Source organism: Streptomyces acidicola (genome assembly GCF_009377235.1).
GTDB classification, from domain to species: Bacteria; Actinomycetota; Actinomycetes; order Streptomycetales; family Streptomycetaceae; genus Streptomyces; species Streptomyces acidicola.
In genome coordinates, this window is record NZ_VMNX01000004.1 from 80,492 (window position 1) to 98,278 (window position 17,787).

18 protein-coding genes and 3 pseudogenes are annotated in these 17,787 nt (G+C 68.1%); 10 read left to right on the forward strand and 11 right to left on the reverse strand.

Annotated features, from left to right (window positions below):
- Window positions 1–22: 22 nt before the first annotated feature.
- Window positions 23–437, forward strand: a pseudogene (locus FPZ41_RS47840) (DNA helicase); the annotation flags it as partial.
- Here FPZ41_RS47840 and FPZ41_RS03050 read toward each other — a convergent pair.
- From FPZ41_RS03050 to FPZ41_RS47845, 3 genes are all read right to left on the reverse strand, one after another.
- Entirely contained in the window at window positions 346–1,815 is a 1,470-nt protein-coding gene (locus tag FPZ41_RS03050; RefSeq protein WP_152858910.1) for an MFS transporter, read from the reverse strand. The pseudogene FPZ41_RS47840 and the gene FPZ41_RS03050 overlap by 92 nt on opposite strands.
- A 632-nt stretch (window positions 1,816–2,447) precedes the next feature.
- On the reverse strand, window positions 2,448–2,960 hold the full coding sequence (locus FPZ41_RS03060) for a hypothetical protein (protein WP_322619762.1): 513 nt from the start codon (window positions 2,958–2,960) through the stop codon (window positions 2,448–2,450).
- A 132-nt stretch (window positions 2,961–3,092) separates the two neighbouring features.
- The gene (locus tag FPZ41_RS47845) at window positions 3,093–3,545 is read right to left on the reverse strand and encodes a recombinase family protein (RefSeq protein ID WP_228022387.1); all 453 of its coding nucleotides are present in this window, start codon (window positions 3,543–3,545) and stop codon (window positions 3,093–3,095) included.
- 119 nt (window positions 3,546–3,664) lie between these two features.
- Here FPZ41_RS47845 and FPZ41_RS03070 point away from each other — a divergent pair, with 119 nt between their 5' ends.
- From FPZ41_RS03070 to FPZ41_RS50140, 5 genes and pseudogenes are all read left to right on the forward strand, one after another.
- Window positions 3,665–4,777 carry an ABC transporter substrate-binding protein gene (locus FPZ41_RS03070; RefSeq protein WP_152858836.1) on the forward strand — a complete coding sequence of 371 codons (1,113 nt, stop codon included), beginning with the start codon at window positions 3,665–3,667 and terminating at the stop codon, window positions 4,775–4,777.
- 131 nt (window positions 4,778–4,908) lie between these two features.
- Window positions 4,909–5,031: a hypothetical protein gene (locus tag FPZ41_RS49345; protein ID WP_265584191.1), complete on the forward strand. Its 123-nt coding sequence runs from the start codon at window positions 4,909–4,911 to the stop codon at window positions 5,029–5,031.
- A 319-nt stretch (window positions 5,032–5,350) separates the two neighbouring features.
- A complete protein-coding gene (locus tag FPZ41_RS03080) occupies window positions 5,351–6,331 on the forward strand; it encodes an AraC-like ligand-binding domain-containing protein (RefSeq protein ID WP_152858838.1) in 981 nt (326 codons plus the stop codon).
- Between the two features lie 170 nt (window positions 6,332–6,501).
- Window positions 6,502–6,780 (forward strand): hypothetical protein, encoded by a 279-nt coding sequence (locus tag FPZ41_RS03085; protein WP_152858841.1) that lies wholly within the window; start codon window positions 6,502–6,504, stop codon window positions 6,778–6,780.
- A gap of 30 nt (window positions 6,781–6,810) precedes the next feature.
- Window positions 6,811–6,993: pseudogene (locus FPZ41_RS50140) on the forward strand (Tn3 family transposase); the annotation flags it as partial.
- 59 nt (window positions 6,994–7,052) lie between these two features.
- On the opposite strand, the gene FPZ41_RS03095 reads toward FPZ41_RS50140, so the two are convergent.
- Complete coding sequence (locus FPZ41_RS03095) at window positions 7,053–7,460, reverse strand: hypothetical protein (protein ID WP_152858843.1); 408 nt, start codon at window positions 7,458–7,460, stop codon at window positions 7,053–7,055.
- A gap of 181 nt (window positions 7,461–7,641) precedes the next feature.
- On the opposite strand from FPZ41_RS03095, the gene sigJ reads away from it, so the two are divergent.
- Window positions 7,642–8,598 carry an RNA polymerase sigma factor SigJ gene (gene sigJ, locus FPZ41_RS03100; protein WP_152858845.1) on the forward strand — a complete coding sequence of 319 codons (957 nt, stop codon included), beginning with the start codon at window positions 7,642–7,644 and terminating at the stop codon, window positions 8,596–8,598.
- A gap of 495 nt (window positions 8,599–9,093) precedes the next feature.
- Here sigJ and FPZ41_RS03105 read toward each other — a convergent pair whose 3' ends face one another.
- Window positions 9,094–10,011: a LysR family transcriptional regulator gene (locus FPZ41_RS03105; protein WP_152858847.1), complete on the reverse strand. Its 918-nt coding sequence runs from the start codon at window positions 10,009–10,011 to the stop codon at window positions 9,094–9,096.
- 263 nt (window positions 10,012–10,274) lie between these two features.
- A pseudogene (locus FPZ41_RS50145) lies at window positions 10,275–10,463 on the reverse strand (PAS domain-containing protein); the annotation flags it as partial.
- 236 nt (window positions 10,464–10,699) lie between these two features.
- Here FPZ41_RS50145 and FPZ41_RS03115 point away from each other — a divergent pair.
- Window positions 10,700–11,590, forward strand: a complete 891-nt coding sequence (locus FPZ41_RS03115) for a bifunctional methylenetetrahydrofolate dehydrogenase/methenyltetrahydrofolate cyclohydrolase (RefSeq protein WP_152858851.1) — start codon at window positions 10,700–10,702, stop codon at window positions 11,588–11,590.
- 69 nt (window positions 11,591–11,659) lie between these two features.
- Here the strand turns inward: FPZ41_RS03115 and purU are convergent, their stop codons facing one another.
- The 3 genes from purU to FPZ41_RS03130 form a co-directional block, all read right to left on the reverse strand.
- The gene (gene purU, locus FPZ41_RS03120) at window positions 11,660–12,517 is read right to left on the reverse strand and encodes a formyltetrahydrofolate deformylase (protein ID WP_152858912.1); all 858 of its coding nucleotides are present in this window, start codon (window positions 12,515–12,517) and stop codon (window positions 11,660–11,662) included.
- Window positions 12,518–12,543: 26 nt separating this feature from the next.
- Window positions 12,544–13,095, reverse strand: coding sequence for a hypothetical protein (locus tag FPZ41_RS03125; RefSeq protein WP_194235967.1), 552 nt, complete (start codon window positions 13,093–13,095; stop codon window positions 12,544–12,546).
- A gap of 251 nt (window positions 13,096–13,346) precedes the next feature.
- A complete protein-coding gene (locus FPZ41_RS03130; RefSeq protein WP_322619763.1) occupies window positions 13,347–13,928 on the reverse strand; it encodes a TetR/AcrR family transcriptional regulator in 582 nt (193 codons plus the stop codon).
- 85 nt (window positions 13,929–14,013) lie between these two features.
- Between FPZ41_RS03130 and FPZ41_RS03135 the strand changes: the two genes are divergently transcribed.
- A complete protein-coding gene (locus FPZ41_RS03135) occupies window positions 14,014–15,201 on the forward strand; it encodes an MFS transporter (RefSeq protein WP_322619764.1) in 1,188 nt (395 codons plus the stop codon).
- 141 nt (window positions 15,202–15,342) lie between these two features.
- Complete coding sequence (locus FPZ41_RS03140) at window positions 15,343–15,690, forward strand: VOC family protein (RefSeq protein ID WP_152858855.1); 348 nt, start codon at window positions 15,343–15,345, stop codon at window positions 15,688–15,690.
- Window positions 15,691–15,957: 267 nt separating this feature from the next.
- Here FPZ41_RS03140 and FPZ41_RS03145 read toward each other — a convergent pair whose 3' ends face one another.
- Together FPZ41_RS03145 and FPZ41_RS03150 are read right to left on the reverse strand one after the other, a co-directional pair.
- The gene (locus tag FPZ41_RS03145) at window positions 15,958–17,121 is read right to left on the reverse strand and encodes a hypothetical protein (RefSeq protein ID WP_152858858.1); all 1,164 of its coding nucleotides are present in this window, start codon (window positions 17,119–17,121) and stop codon (window positions 15,958–15,960) included.
- A gap of 32 nt (window positions 17,122–17,153) precedes the next feature.
- The gene (locus FPZ41_RS03150) at window positions 17,154–17,786 is read right to left on the reverse strand and encodes a hypothetical protein (RefSeq protein ID WP_152858860.1); all 633 of its coding nucleotides are present in this window, start codon (window positions 17,784–17,786) and stop codon (window positions 17,154–17,156) included.
- Between the last annotated feature and the right edge of the window lies 1 nt (window position 17,787).

The window sequence follows — 17,787 nt, forward strand, 5'->3', positions numbered from 1 at the left end:
CGTCAGGTGCGGGGAGTGGTTGTACCCGGACGCGGCACTGTGCCGCACCAACATCGGCGCCGGGGCGGAGTCATGCGTCTACTCGCCGACGGCCGACGCGTCGCCCTGACTGGGGAGGACAACGACCGGACGCATGGGCCATCGCGGCCCGCGACCCGGAGGACGGCCCCTGCACAAACCATCCGGAGCTGGTGCTGTTTGCCCCCTGGGGCGAACAGCAGGATTGCGCTGCCTACGACCCGGCCGGCCGTGACCTCCGGCCATGTGTCGATCTCGTCGACACTCACGGGGTCGACGCCGTCCTCGCGGCCGTCGATGAGCTGACTGACGAGTCGACCGCCGGCGTCACCGTCTCCAGCGCTCACAAGGCCAAAGGTCGCGAATGGCCTGCAGTGAAGATCGCAGACGCCTTCCCGGAGCCGAAAGGCACCGAGCGGTTTCTTCGGACTTGGCCGGTACGCACAGCCACGCGAGGGCTGCGGCGGTCAGGTAGGCGAGCGCGCCGATGGCCATGCTGGTGCGCAGCCCGGTGTTGTAGTCGGTGGCTGTGGCGAGCAGGCTGCCGCCGAGCGCAACGCCGGTGGCGCTGCCGATCTGACGGGTGGTGTTGAACAGGGCTGAGGCGGCCCCTGAGTAACCGGGGGGTGCGGCACCCATCACGGTGGCAGTTGAGCCGGTGAGGGCGAAGGAGGTACCGAATCCCGCTGCCATCATCGGGACCACCAGCAGCGGGTAGGCGGGGTCGGCTCCCGCCGCAGCCCAGCCGGCCAGCCCCACAGCGGCCAGGAGCATGCCGGAGATCACCAGCGGACGATCGCCGGTGCGGCGGGTCAGCCGCCCGGACAGGACGGAGGCGAACATGGTCGTCGCCACCGCCGGGAACAGCGCCAGCCCGGTGCCGAGAGCGCTGTAGCCGCGTTGGTGCTGGAATTCCACGCTGGCGGTGAACAGCATGCCGTAGAAGGCGAAGTTGAACAGCAGGCCGATGACGGATCCGCCGCTCATCGCACGAGAGCGCAGCAGGCTCAGCGGAAGGACAGGGGACTGGGCCAGCCGCTCGCGCACCGCGAACGCCGCGGCGGCCAGCACGGCCAGGCCCACCCCGGCGAGAAACACCGGATCGGACCAGCCCCGCCGTCCGGCCTCGTTGAGCGCCGCGGTCAGCAGCGCCACCGCTGCCACGACTGCGCACTGCGCCGGCCAGTCCAGGGCCCGGGTGGTGCGCCGGGGGGAGCGCGCCACATGCCGCAGCGTCAGCACCACGCAGGTCACACCGACGGGAAGGTTGATGAGGAACACCCAGCGCCAACCCACCGTGGAGACGAGCAGCCCGCCCAGCAGCGGGCCGACGGAGGCCGCGATGCCCGCCATCGAACCCCACAGCCCGAAGGCCCGCGAGCGTGCGGTCGGCGCCGGGTAGGCCTGCTGGAGCAGGGCCAGGGAACCGGGCACGATCAGCGCTGCGCCGAGCCCCTCGACCAGCCGGGCCGCAACGAGGAAAGGAGCGTTCGGCGCGAGCGCGCACGCGGCCGAGGACGCAGTGAACACGGCTACGCCCGAGCAGAAGACCCGACGGTTGCCCAGCCGGTCGCCCAGCGCACCACCGGTCAGCAGAAACCCGGCGAAGACCAGGGTGTACCCGTCGGTGATCCACTGGATGCCGGTGAGCGAGGCCGACAGTTCCCGGCCGATCACCGGCACGGCGACGTTGATGACTGTCACATCGAGGATCACCATGAAATACCCGGCGCACACCGCCAGCAGTGGTGCCCAGGACTGTTGCTCGGATTCCGGGGCCGCCTCAGGAGACGGCATGGACTCACCGTCACCGGCCGACTCCGCGAACGCCACAGCCCCAACTCCATCCCGTTCACGGAGGAACTTTGATCAAAAGCTACTGAAAGGTACATATACTCCATGGGTCGTGCGACCTCTCGCCAAGAACACGATCAGGCTCTCCTGGCGAGTGCCGGGGTGCCGTCAGAATCAGGCAGGCCACACCCGAGCTGGACGAAACGCTCTGCGGGATGAGGCAGCGACGGCGCCGCCGAAGTCCAAGGTCGACTTGTACGCGGCGATCCGCCGTGATGCCCGGACAGATGTCGTACCTGGCCTTGATGCGTGAATACGGAGTCGGATTCCGCAGGGTCAAGGTCGCGTTGGAGTTTGTCTGGCTGGAGCCGCGGAAGAAGCCGCGGCCGCGCGGGACACGCCTTGACCCCTACAAGCCGTTGATCGATCAGGTGCTGCGCTTGGATGTGGATGCCCCGCGCAAGCAGTGTCACCGTCGTCAAGCGGATCTTCGATCGGCTCCTGGACGAGCACGGATTTCCTCGGGCTGCGGTCACGTACTTCCCCAGTCCGGAGGGTTCGGCGAGCCAGCAGCTGCGCAGTTCCTTTCAGTCGACGTCAGCACCTGCGGGCCGCGCAGTTCGGTCCGCTGGGGATCAGTCCGTCGGCCAGAGCGGGGAATCGGCGTGCCGGACCCGGTACCCGCCCGTCGTGACGATGGCGAAGGGGGCCGGCGCCATGCAGGAGTTCACCGAATCCATGTGCGCGTCAGCGCCGGTAGTCGTCCAATTCACTCCGCCGTCCCAGGAGAATCCCACCCGGTCGCGCGGCACCTTCCCGGGCTTGTCCTCGCCACCATCTTGGACACTGAACCCCAGCCGCTGTCCCACCCAGTCCGGGCCTCCGGTGCTCACCTCGGTGATGACGGCGGTCAGGGTGGCGCTGCCGGGTGCGGTCACCAGGCAGTCGACCGTGCCAGTGGCCGTGTAGGTGGTATCCCGCTCGGCCGAGTAGTGGGAGACCCTTACCGTGCCGTATGCGTCGGTCGGTAACCCGCTGGGCACGCCGGGGACCGGTCTGCTGTAGGGAGCGCCGTGTGCGTCAAAAGTGATCGAACGGATGTCGGCGTCCTTCAGATACGGCAGCCGGAACTCGGCTGCTCCGGTCACACGCGCGGGTAGCGGCGTTTCCGGCGACCTTCCGGACCGCCGCACCGATGACTCCCGTGGCGGCGACCACCAAGGCGATCACCGTGGCTGTGGATGCCGCCTTGCGGGTCGGGAAGAGAGAACGCGCAGGTCTCATGGAGCCTCCAGATTCGTGCCGTACAGGCGGAAGTCCTCCGCTCGTCGAGCCAATCCTCCGGGCCGCGTGGTCGCCGTGTCGTCGGTCCTGAGGCGCAACCACCCCTCTCGCGGTTGAGCCTGTCCTCCGTCTTCCGAGGCCAGAGCGTCGTGCTGCCCGGCGAATGAGATGGGCGACAGGAAGGAAGTGTGATGCTTCACCTCGGGGCGGAGCGCGTTCTTGCCGGACTTCTTGTCCGCGAAGATCTTCAGGCACCAGGCACCAGGCACTAGGCACCCGGCACCCGGCGGCGGTGAGTGCGTCGATCTGTCGTTCGAGCTTCTGCCACCGGTCGAGACCCGGGCGTATCCGATCTTGATTTTGGTGCGGGCGAGGGGGGCGGCCTGGCAGCTCAGCGAACAAATAATTGGTTGCCTGTTGGCGATGGTGGTGGATGCAATGTCCGGCATGATCACCCAGGTGCGCCCGCCACGGCGGGATGAGCTGAGATGAACGCCTACTACCGGGCCTTGCCACTCTGCGATCCGGGCAAACGGCAACCGAATCGTCGCTCGGGGGACGCCAGCGCATGAGTACGCCGCCATCGCCACCTGGAGCGGAGCGGACTGACGGATCATCCGTCCAGATCGGCGCTCTCGTTCCGCTGACTCGGCCTGGCTGGGTCGAGGCAGGCCGGCACTTGCTGGCCGGACTCGAACTGGCCGTTCGCGAAGTCAACGACGCCGGCGGGATCGTCGGAAGACCACTGGAGCTGGTGGTCCGAGACACCGCGGCTGATCCACAGAGGGCCGCGGCGGCCGTAGATGAACTGGCTCGCCTGGGCGTGGCTGCCTTGGCGGGGGAGTATCACAGCGTCGTCGCTCGCGCCGCTGCCGCCAGGGCCGACGCCCTCGGCCTGCCGTTCCTCTGCTCGTCAGCGGTTCTCGACGCCCTCACGGAACAGCCAACGGAATGGGTCGCGCGCCTCGCCCCGGCGCAGTCCCACGGCTGGCAGATCTACGCGGACTTCCTCCTCAGCGCGGGCCACAGTCGAATCGCCGTAGCGGCCGAGTCGAGTGTCTACTGGGCATCCGGGGCCCGCATTCTGCGGGACTACCTCGCTCCACGCGGCGGCACTGTCATCGAACTCGACATGCGAGCGCTCACTCCCACGGCCGTGTGCGACGAACTCGTCGGCAATCGCGCGACAGCCCTCCTTCTTCTGGTCGGCCACCCGGAGCCGGCAGCGTCGATCGTCAAGTCTGTCCGCCGCGACCAGCGCCTCGCCGAGATCATGATGGGTGCTCCGGCCGGGCAACCGGAGTTCGCCGAATGGGCGAGGTTGCTGGGCGACGACGGCGCCGCGATCCCGTTCTTGCGTTACCTGCCCGAGCGCCTCAGCCCACTCGGTGCACGAGTCGAGACGGCCCTCCGCGAGCGGCTGGGCGAAGCGCCATCCTTCGTCGCCTTCGAGGGTTACGACACGGTCGCCGCCCTCGCCGATGTGCTGCGTTCTCAGGGCGCGGACCGGGCGGGCACTGCCGAATCCTGGCCGCGCGTTGCAGTTGAAGGCACCCGCGGGCAGATCCAGTTCTCCCGCACGCCAGGCATCAGCGTTTGGCAATGGGCTTGGACGCCAATCCAAGTCGTTGATCGAGATCCGGCGGAACCCGATCGCTTTCGGATCCTCTACGCCGGCTGAGAGAGCCCGGGGTTCCGACTGCGCAGATCTGTCCGAACTTGAGGCTGTCCACCTGTCCATCTGTCCACCTGCCTACGTGCCAATACGGGCTCTCAGCTTCGCGGCCGGGGGCTCAGCACGACGGAGGCCGGGTGGTCCGCCAAATCCGGCTGTTCGACAACCCCGGAGGCGTCCCGGTCCGGCTTGAGCTGCTCAATGGCGACGATCACTCGGCGGCCGTGAACCTGCGCTGCCACCCGGTCGCGATCAGCTGAAGTTCCGCGCCCTTGAACAGCGGAACGGACGCATCAGCGCTGCCCGCTCGAAACGTCGATGGCACAGGACAGCGTCCTCGCGGGCGACGAGGCAGCGGCAAGTAAAAAGCTCGTTTCTGAACCCTGGAGCTTGGCTGCACCCTGGTTGTGTTCCCGGTCGGTCAGATGTGAACCGGTGAATTCGGCGGACCCCACCCCGCCAGGGCATTCACCAAATGTATAGCCGTGACTGATGGACTTGATGGATTCCCGTCCTGCCTACAACGGGGACAGGCAATGAGGCAAGCCGTTCAGGGGCTCGCAAACGGCGAGGAGGGACATGCTGATCGAGACGGTGTTCCGGAGCGATGATCTACCGGCGGCGGACCGGTTCGACTGCTGGCGCGAACGGGTTGGTCAGACCCATGCTCCGCTGGAGCTGCACAGTGACCACTGGTCCGATTTTCGGGTTTTTCAACGTGTGCTCGACCTCGGCGCCGTATCGGTGTGGCCGATCGCGTTTCAGCCGTTGTGTTTTCGGCGGACGCAGAAGCTGATCCGGCAGTCCGATCCCGAGGGGCTGCACCTTTCTCTGCCGTTGAGCGGCGCGCTGCGCGCCGTCCGGGGTGAGGAGGAGGCCGTGTACGGTCCGGACAGCCTGTGCGTCGTCGACACCTCGCGCCCCGTCGAGATTCATGGCGGCGACGACTTACTTCGGCATACGGGAGTTGGACTGGAGGTCCCGAAAGCGCTGCTGCAGCTGCCACGGAATCGGCTCGACCAGGTGACTGGTCTGCGGTTGTCAGCGCAGGAAGGGTTCGGGGCCTTGTTGGCGCAGCTGCTCCAGCAGCTGGCGCGAGGCACCGATTCCTACCAGCCTGCCGACGGGCCGCGGCTCGGGTCGGTGGTGGTCGACCTACTGTCTGCTCTGTTCGCTCACGCCCTCGAAGCGGACGACTCCCTTTCACCGGAGACTCGTCGGCAGACTCTCGTCCTACAGATTCGTGCCTTCGTGCGGGAGCGCCTTCACGACCCGGACCTGACCCCGCGCGCCATCGCGGCCGCGAACCACATCTCCCGCAGCTACCTGTACCGCCTCTTTGAGCATGAAGAGGAGTCGATCGCTGCCTGGATCCGTGGCCAGCGTTTGGAACATGCTCGCCGTGACCTCGCAGAACCCGCCATGCGCACCACCCCGATCCACGCCGTCGCCGCCCGCTGGGGCTTCCTTCAGGCCGCCGACTTCACGCGCGCCTTCCGTGCCGCTTTCGGTAGCTCGCCCAGGGACTACCGCCACCAAGCGCAGAGGGCCGCCGAGTAGACGCAATGCCAAGAAGGTGTGGACTCACTGCTGACGACACCCTCGCTGGTCGCCCGTCAGGCTGAGGACGACCTCAGATCCATTGTTGGCGCACCGATCCTGACGCCGAGTCGTGCCGCCATACCCAAAGAAGGGTGACCATGACGCACGCAAGGAAGCTTTCACGCAGAATGAAGAAGCTGCTCGCCAGTGGCGCAGCTCCCTCCCTGGCGGTAACCGCCCTGGTTGCCGGAACGCTGGCTGTGGCAACTCCGGCGCACGCCACGGCCTATGACTGTCAGCGGTACCTGTCTGATCGGGGCTACACGGTTACCGCTACCAGGGTGAATGCCTGTGCCAAGGGTTCAGGCGGCGAGCTCATCGACTATGTGGTCTGCTATGCGCGGCTTACTGAAAGCGGCGTCACGAAAAACCACGCCGAAAATGCTTGCGATCTAGCAGATAACTGAATCGGTACCTACCGGTTCCCGGAGTCGGCCATGGAGGTGCCGGCCGCCGCGGTGGAGTACCTGGTTGAGCAGGTGAAGGTGCCGTCGGAAGCACGCAGCGGCACATCGTGCGCCTCCAACAGCGCCAAGTTCGGCTCCCGGTCCTCGAACCTGATGACCGAGTGGCACCAGCGCTATCGCGGCCCGGGCGTGATGATCTGCTGGCACCTCGAGCGGAAGTCGGTGTTGGGCCCGCCGACTGTAGGGCAGCGGGCCTCGATGCCCGGTGAGCGTCACCGGCTGCGTCGCAGTGGGCTGACGCCAGGGGTGGTGGACAGCACCTGGACCAGTGCCAGAACGCTCAGGCCGAACATCAGGGTGCCCAGGGGGACATGGAGCGCCGACATGTGTGCGATACCGAGGACCACCTGCACCGAGGCGAGTACGAGGAACCCGCAGGCGTACAGGACGGGGCGGAGCGAGCCACCGCCCGGACGCCACGCCAGGATCGCAGCGAGCACGTACAGCATCGACGCGCCGTACATCACGCGTGCTCCGACGCTGTGCAGTACCTCGCCGTGGGAGGAGGACAGCAGCAGGCCGGCGGTGGCTGCCTGGAAGAAGAGGGCCAAGGTCTGCAAGGCGATCGCGATGTGCAGGTAGGTGAACCTGCCCGGTGCTGTCGTCGTCTGAACGGCCATGATGTGGTCCTCTCTTCTGCCTCGCGGCGGTGCTCGGTACTCTCTCGGCAGTCCGACGACGCAGGCCCGCGAAATGTGAGGCGAGGCGTCAACCTCACCGTCCGGTACGGAGTTTCGCCGTAGCTCGTAGGGCCGAAGCGGACCAGGGGAACCAGGGGGAGCCAGGGGGGCGGCCGCGGTCATGAGCACACTGTCACCGTCCGAGTCGACGCACGCTCAGTCCAAGACAGGACTGAGCGCGATCGTCGGCGAGCGTCGCCAACTGATCAATCTCGCCTACCGGCTGCTCGGTTCGCTGGCCGAGGCGGAGGACGCCGTGCAGGAGACCTACGCCCGCTGGTACGCGCTGTCGCGGCAGCAGCAGGAGGCCATCGAGTCTCCCGGCGCCTGGCTGACAACGGTGGTCGGCCGCATCTGCCTGGACGTGCTCGGCTCGGCGCGGGCCCGGCGCGAACGCTACGTTGGCACATGGCTACCCGAGCCGTTGCCCAACCGTGCGGAGTGGATCGGCGGGCGGGCCGGCGGCAGCGCCGAACCGGCCGATCCCGCCGACCAGATCACCCTCGACGAGTCGGTGAACATGGCCTTCCTCGTCGTCCTGGAGTCGATGACACCTGCCGAACGCGTGACGTTCATCCTGCATGACGTCTTCCGCTATCCCTTCACCGAGATCGCCGAAATCGTCGGCCGCACGCCCGCGGCCTGTCGGCAGCTGGCGTCCTCGGCCCGTCGGCGCATCCGCGCCACGCAGGCTCCCGCGGTTCCGGCGGCCGGGCAGGCCGGTCTGGTGCGGCGTTTCAAGGAGGCGTGGGAGGTCAAGGACATCGAGGCCCTGGTCCGCCTCCTCGATCCCGACGCCGTGATGGTCGCCGACGGCGGCGGCTTGGTGGGCACCGTCCTGTGCCCGGTCGAAGGCAGCCGGAACATCGCCCAGTACCTGATCCACATCGCCGACAAGGCCTCCGGACTGACGCTCTTGGAACGGACGGTCAACGGCCGGCCTGGCTTGATCGCCCAGCACACCGGCACTACCGTGACCGTGGCCGCCTTCGCGCTCGCCCACGACCGCATCACCCGCATCTGGGCGGTTCGCAACCCGGAGAAGCTCTGGGCGTGGACCGAGAGCGAACAGACCTGATCCGGCGCCGCATCCCGAACGACGACGCCGCGCAGTTCGACAGTCCCTCGCATCGGCGGCGGTGGGCAGGGCAGCGGGCGCACTGATCAGAACCGGGCCACGACTGCCGCGGCAGGGATGAAGTCGGCGACATCGAGAGCCTAACCGGGACTCGTCAGACGGGCCTCGTGATCACCTGGCGAGGACGGGCAGCCGCGCCGACGGTCCTCGTGCTCTGGATCGCGTTCACCTGGTCCATGCGACGCTGACCAGAGCCGGCCAGGGTCTGGTGTAAAAGTGGATCTTGGTCGCAGATGATCACGCCTTGAGGGGCGTGGGTGATCTGACGAATGGCCAGTGGTAGTGGCTGGAGCCCTTGTTGCTGAGGGAGAGCCGGCAACCCTTGCCCTGCACATCGACGACCGCGGGCCGCGCGCAGGGCACTCGCACCTGCTGGAGTTGCCGCTACCTCGCCAGGGTCCACGCCGCGCACAGGCCGCTGCTGACGGCATGACGTCATCTCTTGCGGAGTACGCGGAGTGTGGTGTCCCGAAGTGCCTCGACGAATGGATGGTCGCGCTTTGACGGCAGCCACGACAGTGCAATCGTCCAGGGCGGTACGTCCTCTACCTCGACGTAGGCGACCCCCAGCCGTGGGTAGAGAACCTGGGCCACGGACGGAGGAAGCTGGATGCCCTCTCCCATCGCGATCGCCAGCAGAGCGCTCTCGTAGTCGGCGACGGCATGATTGCTGTATCGGACAGGGGTGCCGTCGGGGAGGGGATCACACGCCCAGAAGTCCTGGAACACCTTCGGAACCCGTGGGGACCAGCCCAGATGCAATCTGTCGGACAGATCGGCCAAGGTGATCCTGCCGCGCTGGGCGAGTGGTTCTGAGGCGCACATCGCAGCGCACCGCGGCCCGCTGGCCAGTTTCAGGTACTGGATGCCATCGGGGACCGGCAGGGGCAGGAACGTCGCGTCCGCCGTCCCTTCGAGCAGGGAAGTTGCGGCGTCGAACGCGACACGCCGAATCTGTATGTCCACGCCGGGCATTCGCCGACGCAGTTCATCCAGAACCTCCGGTATCGGGTCAATCGACACGATCGCTTCGAACGAGCCGATCACCATACGGCCGACCCCGGTCTCCGCCGCACAGCGGGCCTGCTGGCGCAGTTCGTGGGCGGCGTCCACGACGTGCCGTATCTGATCCAGCAGAGCCTGCCCGGCAGGGGCGAGGGCGACGGTGCGGGTACCGCGGTCGATCAGCTTCACGCCGAGGTTGCGTTCCAGGGCGAAGATCTGGCGCGAGAGGGCGGGCTGGGAGATGAAGGCGCGGCGCGCGGCACGGCCGAAGTGCAACTCCTCGGCCAGGTGCAGAAACAATTGCAGTTGGTGGATGCTCGGCTGTTTGGTGTCCCCCGACATGGCCATGCTGGAAACCGTATCAATCCGACCTTATGGCCCATCAGGATCCTCTTTGGTGTCGGGTGAAGGCTGCGTAGGACTTCTCGGGTCGCACCGACACCACCATGGGCGTTCTGTGCAAACGCCGGGTCGGCGGCCGCCGCGCCTGGGACATGGCACTGGATGCACTCGGCGTTTCCCGGCGAGAGATGCGGCAGTGCGACGAACGCCTTCGGGTCGGCCGACCAGGCGCACGTCCTCTCGTCCGGCTCGGCACCGTCCTCCAGACGGAAGGGAGCCCTGACGGCGTTCACCTCCTCGCGGGTGCCGCCCAGGATGGCCGCCCCGGCCTGGTTGACCCACTGGATCGTCCCGTCGCCGCCCACCAGAGCCATGCCCGTCGGTACGCCGTCGAGCGCGGATTCCCATCTGTTGGCCCTCATCGCAGCTCCTTCGCGGTCGCCGGACGCATACGTCATTTGTCCCCACTGGGCAGACCGCGATCAGCGGACTCCTCGCGTCGTACGCCCGATGACCGGGCCAGGGCGCTTCTCTACGGTCGAAACCGTCGAGCGGACGGCGCTCGCGGTGCGTCGCCGCGGCGACGAGAGCGGCGAGGAGAGCGACGACGAGTGCGGCTGCGACGACGCGGTCCCGGCGGTTCATCGCCGTACCCGTATCCGTACCCCTCTTCACCTGGAGAAAGGTGGCCCTCATGGGCGCGATCACGATTCCAGCAGGGCGACCGGCCACCGCCCATCTCCTGGACGGCCGGGCCACCGCACGGACCATCCGGGCGGAACTCAAGGAACGGGTGGCCCGACTCGCCTCCCGGGGTGTGCGGCCCGGCCTCGGGACAGTGCTGGTCGGCAGCGACCCGGGCAGTGCGGCGTACGTGGCCGGTAAGCACCGGGACTGCGAGCAGATAGGCATCCGGTCGCTGCGTGTCGAGCTGCCGGAGTCCGCGACCCGGGCCGACGTGCTCGCCGCGGTCGCCGATCTGAACGGCGATCCGCAATGCACCGGGCTGATCGTCCAACTGCCGTTGCCCGTCGGGATCGACCGCGGAGTGGTCCTGGAGAGCATCGACCCCGCGAAGGACGCTGACGGGTTGCACCCGACGAACCTCGGTCGGCTCGTCATCGGCTCGCCCGGACCGCTGCCGTGCACACCGCGGGGCATCGTGGAGCTCCTTCGCCAGTACTGCGTTCCGCTGACCGGCGCCGACGTCGTGATCGTGGGCTGCGGGGTGACGGTCGGCCGTCCTCTCGCGCTGTTGCTGACCCGGCACACGGAGAGCGCGACGGTGACGATGTGCCACGAGGAGACGCGCGACATGTCCGCGCACATCCGACGTGCCGACATCGTCGTCGCCGCGGCCGGCGCCGCGGAACTGGTGCGTGCCGACGACGTCAGACCCGGTGCGATCGTCCTCGACGTCGGCATCACGCGTACCGAGGCAGGCATCGTCGGTGACGTGGCCGCCGACGTGGCGGGTACCGCCCATATGCTTGCTCCCATGCCCGGTGGGGTGGGGCCCATGACCCGGGCGATGCTCATGACCAATGTCGTCGAGGCCGCCGAGCGGTCCCTGCCTTCCTGCTGATCGTCCGCAGAACCGCCTGCCTGTGGGGGCGCCCCGGGAGCGTGTCCGGGGCGGCCGCGCGGGCGGTTGTCAGTCCGCGAAGACCACGGTCGTGCGCCCGTTGAGGAGCACACGGCTCTCCAGGTGGTGGCGTACGGCCCTCGCCAGCACGCGCCGCTCGATGTCACGTCCCTTGCGAACCAACTGCTGAGGCGTGTCCCGGTGCGTGACGGGCTCGACGTCCTGGGCGATGATCGGCCCCTCGTCGAGGTCGCCGGTCACGTAGTGCGCCGTGGCGCCGATCAGCTTCACCCCGCGCTCGTACGCCTGGTGGTAGGGCTTCGCGCCCTTGAATCCGGGCAGGAACGAGTGGTGGATGTTGATGCAGCGGCCCTCCAGCTTCGCGGAGAGCTCGTTGGACAGGATCTGCATGTACCGGGCGAGGACGACCAGGCCGACCTGGTACTCGTCGACGAGCGCGAGCAACTTGGCCTCCTGCTCGGGCTTGTTGTCCCTGGTGACCGGCAGGTGGTGGAAGGGGATGCCGGCGAGGTCGATGTGCTGGTACACCTCGCGCGGGTGGTTGGACACGATGCCCACCACCTCCATGGGAAGTTCGCCGGTGCGCCGGCGGTAGAGCAGATCCGCGAGGCAGTGGTCGAGTTTCGAGGCCATGATGAGAACCCGCATCCGTGCGTCGTCCCCGGTCACGGTCCATGAGGCGTCCAGCGGGGTGAGACTGGCGGACACGTTCTCCCGCACGACGGTCTCGTTCACTCCGGCCGGGACCGCGAAGGCGAGGCGGCAGAAGAAGCGGCCGGGAAGCGGGTCGTTGAAGTGGCTGGCTTCCTGGATGTTGCCGCCGATCCTGACGAGACCCGTGGTGACCCGGCTGACAATGCCGGGGCGGTCCTCGCAGGCGAATTTCAGGATGAACGTACGGGACATGGGATTGCCGTCCTTCTTCGGGGTGGTCACACCTGGTGCAGGTCCTTGCGGCGCCGGTCGGGCTTGTAGGCCGCGGGGGCGACGGTCGCCCGGATCGCCTTCGGCGGCCCGCCGGGCGTTCCCCAGTCGACGGTCACCTCGGTCCCCGGTTCGCCGTGCCGGACGTCGATGGTGCACAGAGACAGCATCTGCAGGTAGGAGTAGCTGTAGCCGCGGGAGGTGGCGACGCCGACGAGGTCGCCGTTGGCTGAGACCGTGTCCGCCCACATGAAGCCGCGCTGGTCGCGGGGCATGTTCACGAACGGGTAGCGCTCGCCTGGCCGGAACAGGGAGGCGAAGACGGCCACCACGTCGTCGCCGTTCCACACCAGGGTCCGCATGACGCGCCGGGGCGCGGCCCTCTCGGCCTCCAGCGCCTCACGTCCCGGGAAATCGTGATCGAACTTGATGTTGCGGGCCCAGCCGAGTTCGACGGGGCTCGGGTAGTAGTCGCTGATCTCGGCGCCGTCGTAGGAGCCGGCGATGTAGGCGGGCTGACCGAACCGGCTCCAGGCGTACCCCTCCGGGGGCGTGCGCATGCTGCTGACCGTGTAGCTCATATCGTCCCTCGCTGTGCGGGCCGGCCGAAAAGCGCGGCGAGCAACGACGCTAGGCCGGTGCCCTGCGCCTCCGTAACGACCGGATGACTCCGCTCAAAGGGCGCTTTGCCCGGCCGGGGACGCGACAAATGAGGTACGGCTATGTGGCTCGTCGATGCGGCGGCCACCTGGTCGATCAGATGGGTGCCGGCGTCGGAGCGGAGCCGCATGCGGCAGGGAAGGCGGAGAGGTCAGAGCTGTTCGTCGGGGAGGTGAGGCGCGGCGTTGACGACGGCGTGCACGACTCCGGCGACGAGTTGCCGGTTGAGGGGGGCGGCGTCGAAGCGGCGGTGCATGGGCCAGCCCTCGATCAGGGCATCGAGGGCTCGGGCCACTCCGGGAGTGAAGTGCAGGGCGAGGCTCTCCCGGCTGCGGGCTAGCCAGGAGCGGGTGGTTGCGGCTACCGCGGTGTTGTGGTTCGCGTAGGCGTACATCTCGAAGATGAGCGTCATGTCGCGGTCAGTGGCGTAGGCCGGCCCACAGATCAGCTCGACCACGGCTGCCTCGGCCTCGGCGGTCGACCCGGCGCTGTGCAGGGTGCGGCGGTAGAGCTGGGACATCGTGTCGGAGAGACGGGCGAACGCCAGCGCCAGCAGATCGTCCATGCCGTCGAAATAGTACGTCAGCGAGCCCAGAGGGACGTCGGCCTGTGCAGCGATCTTGCGATGGGTCGTCCTGTGAACGCCGCCCTCGGCGATGACATCGAGGGCCGCATCGAGAATCCGGTCCCTGCGTCCGGGGTCGTTCGGGATCTCGCGCCGTGTGCCGCTCACGCCCCCAATGTGTCACAGGGCGACTCCACCCGAGTGTGTACGCTTGTACAGACTTGTGTTCGGTCACCTACTGGAGGCATTCCCTGTGACTGTCACCCTCGGCCGGCGTCGGATCGCCGCGTTCGCCCTGTTCTTCCTGCCCGGCCTCGCCATGGCGTCCTGGGTGACGCGCACCCCCGACGTGCGCGACCTGCTCGGAGCCTCCACCGGACGCATGGGACTGGTCCTGTTCGGGCTCTCGGTCGGGTCCATGGCGGGCATCCTGTGCTCGGGGCCACTGGTGGCCCGCTGGGGCGCCCGGCCCGTCATCGCGGCCGGAACGCTGGCGACCGCCGCGGGGTCCGGCGTCATCGGTCTGGGGGCCGCGGCGGGCACGGATGCGGTGGTGGCACTCGGGCTCGGACTCATCGGCCTCGGGATGGGCGGCGGCGAGGTGGCCCTCAACGTCGAAGGAGCGGAGGTGGAACGGCTGCTCGGCCGTTCCGCCCTCCCCGCGATGCACGGCTTCTACAGTCTCGGCACGGTGGTCGGCGCGGTCGGCGGCATGATACTGACCGCCATCTCGTTCCCCGTCCTGTGGCATCTCGCCGTCGTCGCCGCAGTGGTACTGGCCGTACTGGTGCCGATGATCCGATACGTTCCTTCCGGGGTGGGCCGACGAACCGTCAGCGGCAGCGACACGCACACGCAGGCCTCCGCGCGCCCCGCGGTATGGCGGGAACCGAGACTGCTGCTCATCGGCGGCATCATCCTCGCCCTTGCCATGGCCGAGGGGACGGCGAACGACTGGCTGCCGCTGGTCATGGTCGACGGCCATGGCTTCGACCCCGCGCTCGGATCGGCCGTGTACGCGGCCTTCGCGGCCTCGATGACCGTAGGCCGCTTCGCGGGCGGCCGGTTCATCGACCGCTACGGACGCGCGGCCGCCCTGTGCGCCAGCGCGGTCATCGGCGCCGTCGGCATCGCACTCGTGATCCTGGTCGACAACCAGGCCGTCGCGGCGGCAGCCGCAGTCCTGTGGGGCATCGGCGCGTCCCTGGGCTTCCCCGTCGCGCTCTCCGCAGCCGGCGACTCCGGCGACAACTCCGCCGCAAGGGTTTCCCTCGCCGCCACCGTCGGCTACGTCGCCTTCCTCGTGGGACCGCCCTCACTCGGCCATCTCGGCGAGCAGTTCGGACTCCGCAACGCACTGTTCCTGGTCCTGATACTCGTGGTGGCCGCGTCCTTCGCCACGCCTGCCGCCCGCACAGCCAGCCCTGCACGCACCCCGTGAACGGAGTCGGCGAACGGACGGCACCATGCGAGAGGCGACGACCGGCCCAAGGGTGTGTTGCGAGATTGCGTGCGGCGACGGACGGGCCGTAGTACCCCTGGATAGTCCTGGATCCCTGTCTGTTCTCATCCGGAGTCGTCGATGGCCGTTCGCCGTGTCATGCCCATCATCCAGTCAGAGGCTGCGAAGGAGAGCCGGGAGTTCTATGGACTGCTGGGCTTTGAGGAAGTCATGAATCTCGGCTGGATCATGACGCTGGCCTCGCCGTCCAGTCCGGCGGCGCAGGTCAGCGTTATGACCAGCGACAGAACCGCCCCAGTCACCCCCGACATGAGCGTCGAAGTCGACGACGTGGAGGCGGCTTACGCGGTCATGCGGGACAGCGGAGCGGAGATCGTTCACCCCCTGCAGGACGAGGAATGGGGAGTACGGCGATTCTTCGTCCGCGACCCCAACGGCCGCGTGGTCAACGTTCTGAGCCACCGCTGATGCTTCCCGCGTCACGAGGACGTTTTGGCAAGCCGCGGCCACGAAGCTGCGCCGCGCCAACGACTGCCGCATCACCCTCTGGTTCCCCACCCCGCCGGCACCCTCGCCGAAGACAGCAGCGAAGCAACGGCCCTTGACCGGGCACCCGCTGACCCCGGACGACGACTTCCGCCTCATCCAGGCGCTCGACGGCGCCGGCATTGACGAAGGTGGCGGCGCCCGGCCGGAGGATGGGGAGTACGGCGGCCGGGCACCGTGTGCGCGGCGTCAGCGGACCCGGGCCGGGACCGCCTCCTTGGGTACCGCGCGGGAGGGGGCGCCCGAGGGGCCGAGCGCCCGGATGGTCCTGTCGTCCAGGCGGGTCGCCATGGCGCGGACATCGGTGCCGGTGACGTGGGACCAGTGGTGGATCATGCGGTCCATCAGCGGGCGCAGCTGTGAGCCCCGGGTGTAGAACGCCTCCGGCTGCTGCACGACGGGGAGGTTGAGTTCGATGGAGCGCAGCAGCGTGGACATGTCGGAGCCGAGTTCGAGGAACGACCTCGTGTCCTGGTGGGCGTTGAGCCGCACCCGGTCCCCGATGCGCCGGAGCCGCTCGGTCGGGGTGCTGGCGGTCGCCCGCAGGTCCCGTACGACGGGGCTCTCCCAGCTGATCGCCAGGTGCAGCCAGGACATGAAGGCCGCCGCGACGAATTCCTCGCGGGCGAGGTTGACCATGTCGGGGCCGCGCCGGTCGCGCAGCGAGTCACCGATCTGCGCCACGAGGTCGGTGATCTGGAAGTCGTCCGTGGGGTTCGGGCCCGAGGAGTTGCTGGAGTTCTGGATGCCCACCGACACCGCTTGCAGCAGCTGCTGGAAGAAGTGCGCGAACCGGGTGTTGGCGACCTCGGCACGGTGGTACGGATAGGTGCCCGGCCGGCCGGCCGGCCCGTGGTTGAGGTCGAGGCCGAGCAGCCGGTGGTAGGCGTTGCGGCGGATGGCGCCCTTGTCGGGGCGCAGGTCCCCGCCCGTGGCGAGCACCGAGAACGGCGCCTGCTCACGGAAGAAGAGCCGCTCCGTCTGGTCCAGCCACTGGACGGTCTCCGCCGAGGGGGTGTTGAAGATCTCGGTGCCGAGGAAACTCACCATGACCCGGCGGAAGATCTCCTCGATCCGGGTGTTCTCGACCATGTACGCGTAGGCGATGTGGTCGGTGTTCTCGGGTAGGCTGATGCCCGGACCGAAGCCGTTCAGCACTCTGCGGGCCGCGTCCTGTGACTCCCTGGCATGGTACGGATCACGGACGGGGAACGACTCGTTCTTCAACTGCCAGGTGGCCTCGACGAGATGGGAGAGATCGGCGGCGGACTGCTTGGCGAGGTATCTCGCCGCCTCTTCGAAGGACTTGGGCTGGTCGGCCGCCATCATGGCGGTAACGAGCTGCAGGAACACGAGCGGTCACCTCCTGGTGATGGGGTCGGATGTCAGGGCAGGACGGTCAGCCGTCGGTGCGGCACGGCTACCGACGGCCAAACGGAAACCTTGTATTCGAGACCGTCCGGGCCCTTGTAGATGATGTCGCCGGTGACAGGGAACGGGCCCGCGCCCGCGTTCTTGGGCACCGGGACCTCCATCCGGAGGTAGGAGCCGTCCAGCCTCGCCGGGTACTCGGGGTTCGGCTTGTTCGGGTCCCAGGTCAGCTGCCGACCGCCGACGAAGAGGTCGATCGAGGTCACCGAGTTCAGTCCGGACGGCTTCGGTGCGATGAGCCTGGTGTCGACGGTCGCCGTCGTCTCGTCGAAGGAGGTCAGGCCCCAGTGGGCCGAGGTGGTCGGGTGATGAAGCCTGACGGTACGTTTGTTGATCGCGTCCGTCGCTCCACGCATGGCCGCGTAGAACGCGTCGAACTGCGGGGTGTACTGCCGCTCGTCCTCGCCGAGTTCCTGCCGGGCCAGCCGTCGGGGCAGCTTGTTGAGCGCAGTGATGAGACCGTTGATCTGGGCGGGGGTCCAACCGGGGGCCGGGTCCGCCTGCGTCGCCGTGGTGGCGAGTTGCCGCCCCCGGCTCCGGGGCTCGGGTCCGGGGTCGCCGGATCCCTGGGTGTTCTTCGTCGTCATG

Excerpts from the sequence above, each read along its gene's own strand:
- FPZ41_RS47845 (WP_228022387.1), bottom strand. The coding sequence starts at position 3,545 with ATGCCGGACATTGCATCCACCACCATCGCCAACAGGCAACCAATTATT.
- FPZ41_RS03115 (WP_152858851.1), top strand. The coding sequence starts at position 10,700 with ATGGGCGCGATCACGATTCCAGCAGGGCGACCGGCCACCGCCCATCTC.
- purU (WP_152858912.1), bottom strand. The coding sequence starts at position 12,517 with ATGTCCCGTACGTTCATCCTGAAATTCGCCTGCGAGGACCGCCCCGGC.
- FPZ41_RS03125 (WP_194235967.1), bottom strand. The coding sequence starts at position 13,095 with ATGCGCACGCCCCCGGAGGGGTACGCCTGGAGCCGGTTCGGTCAGCCC.
- FPZ41_RS03140 (WP_152858855.1), top strand. The coding sequence starts at position 15,343 with ATGGCCGTTCGCCGTGTCATGCCCATCATCCAGTCAGAGGCTGCGAAG.
- FPZ41_RS03085 (WP_152858841.1), top strand. The coding sequence starts at position 6,502 with ATGAAGAAGCTGCTCGCCAGTGGCGCAGCTCCCTCCCTGGCGGTAACC.
- FPZ41_RS03095 (WP_152858843.1), bottom strand. The coding sequence starts at position 7,460 with ATGGCCGTTCAGACGACGACAGCACCGGGCAGGTTCACCTACCTGCAC.
- sigJ (WP_152858845.1), top strand. The coding sequence starts at position 7,642 with ATGAGCACACTGTCACCGTCCGAGTCGACGCACGCTCAGTCCAAGACA.
- FPZ41_RS03150 (WP_152858860.1), bottom strand. The coding sequence starts at position 17,786 with ATGACGACGAAGAACACCCAGGGATCCGGCGACCCCGGACCCGAGCCC.
- FPZ41_RS03070 (WP_152858836.1), top strand. The coding sequence starts at position 3,665 with ATGAGTACGCCGCCATCGCCACCTGGAGCGGAGCGGACTGACGGATCA.
- FPZ41_RS03105 (WP_152858847.1), bottom strand. The coding sequence starts at position 10,011 with ATGGCCATGTCGGGGGACACCAAACAGCCGAGCATCCACCAACTGCAA.
- FPZ41_RS03080 (WP_152858838.1), top strand. The coding sequence starts at position 5,351 with ATGCTGATCGAGACGGTGTTCCGGAGCGATGATCTACCGGCGGCGGAC.
- FPZ41_RS03050 (WP_152858910.1), bottom strand. The coding sequence starts at position 1,815 with ATGCCGTCTCCTGAGGCGGCCCCGGAATCCGAGCAACAGTCCTGGGCA.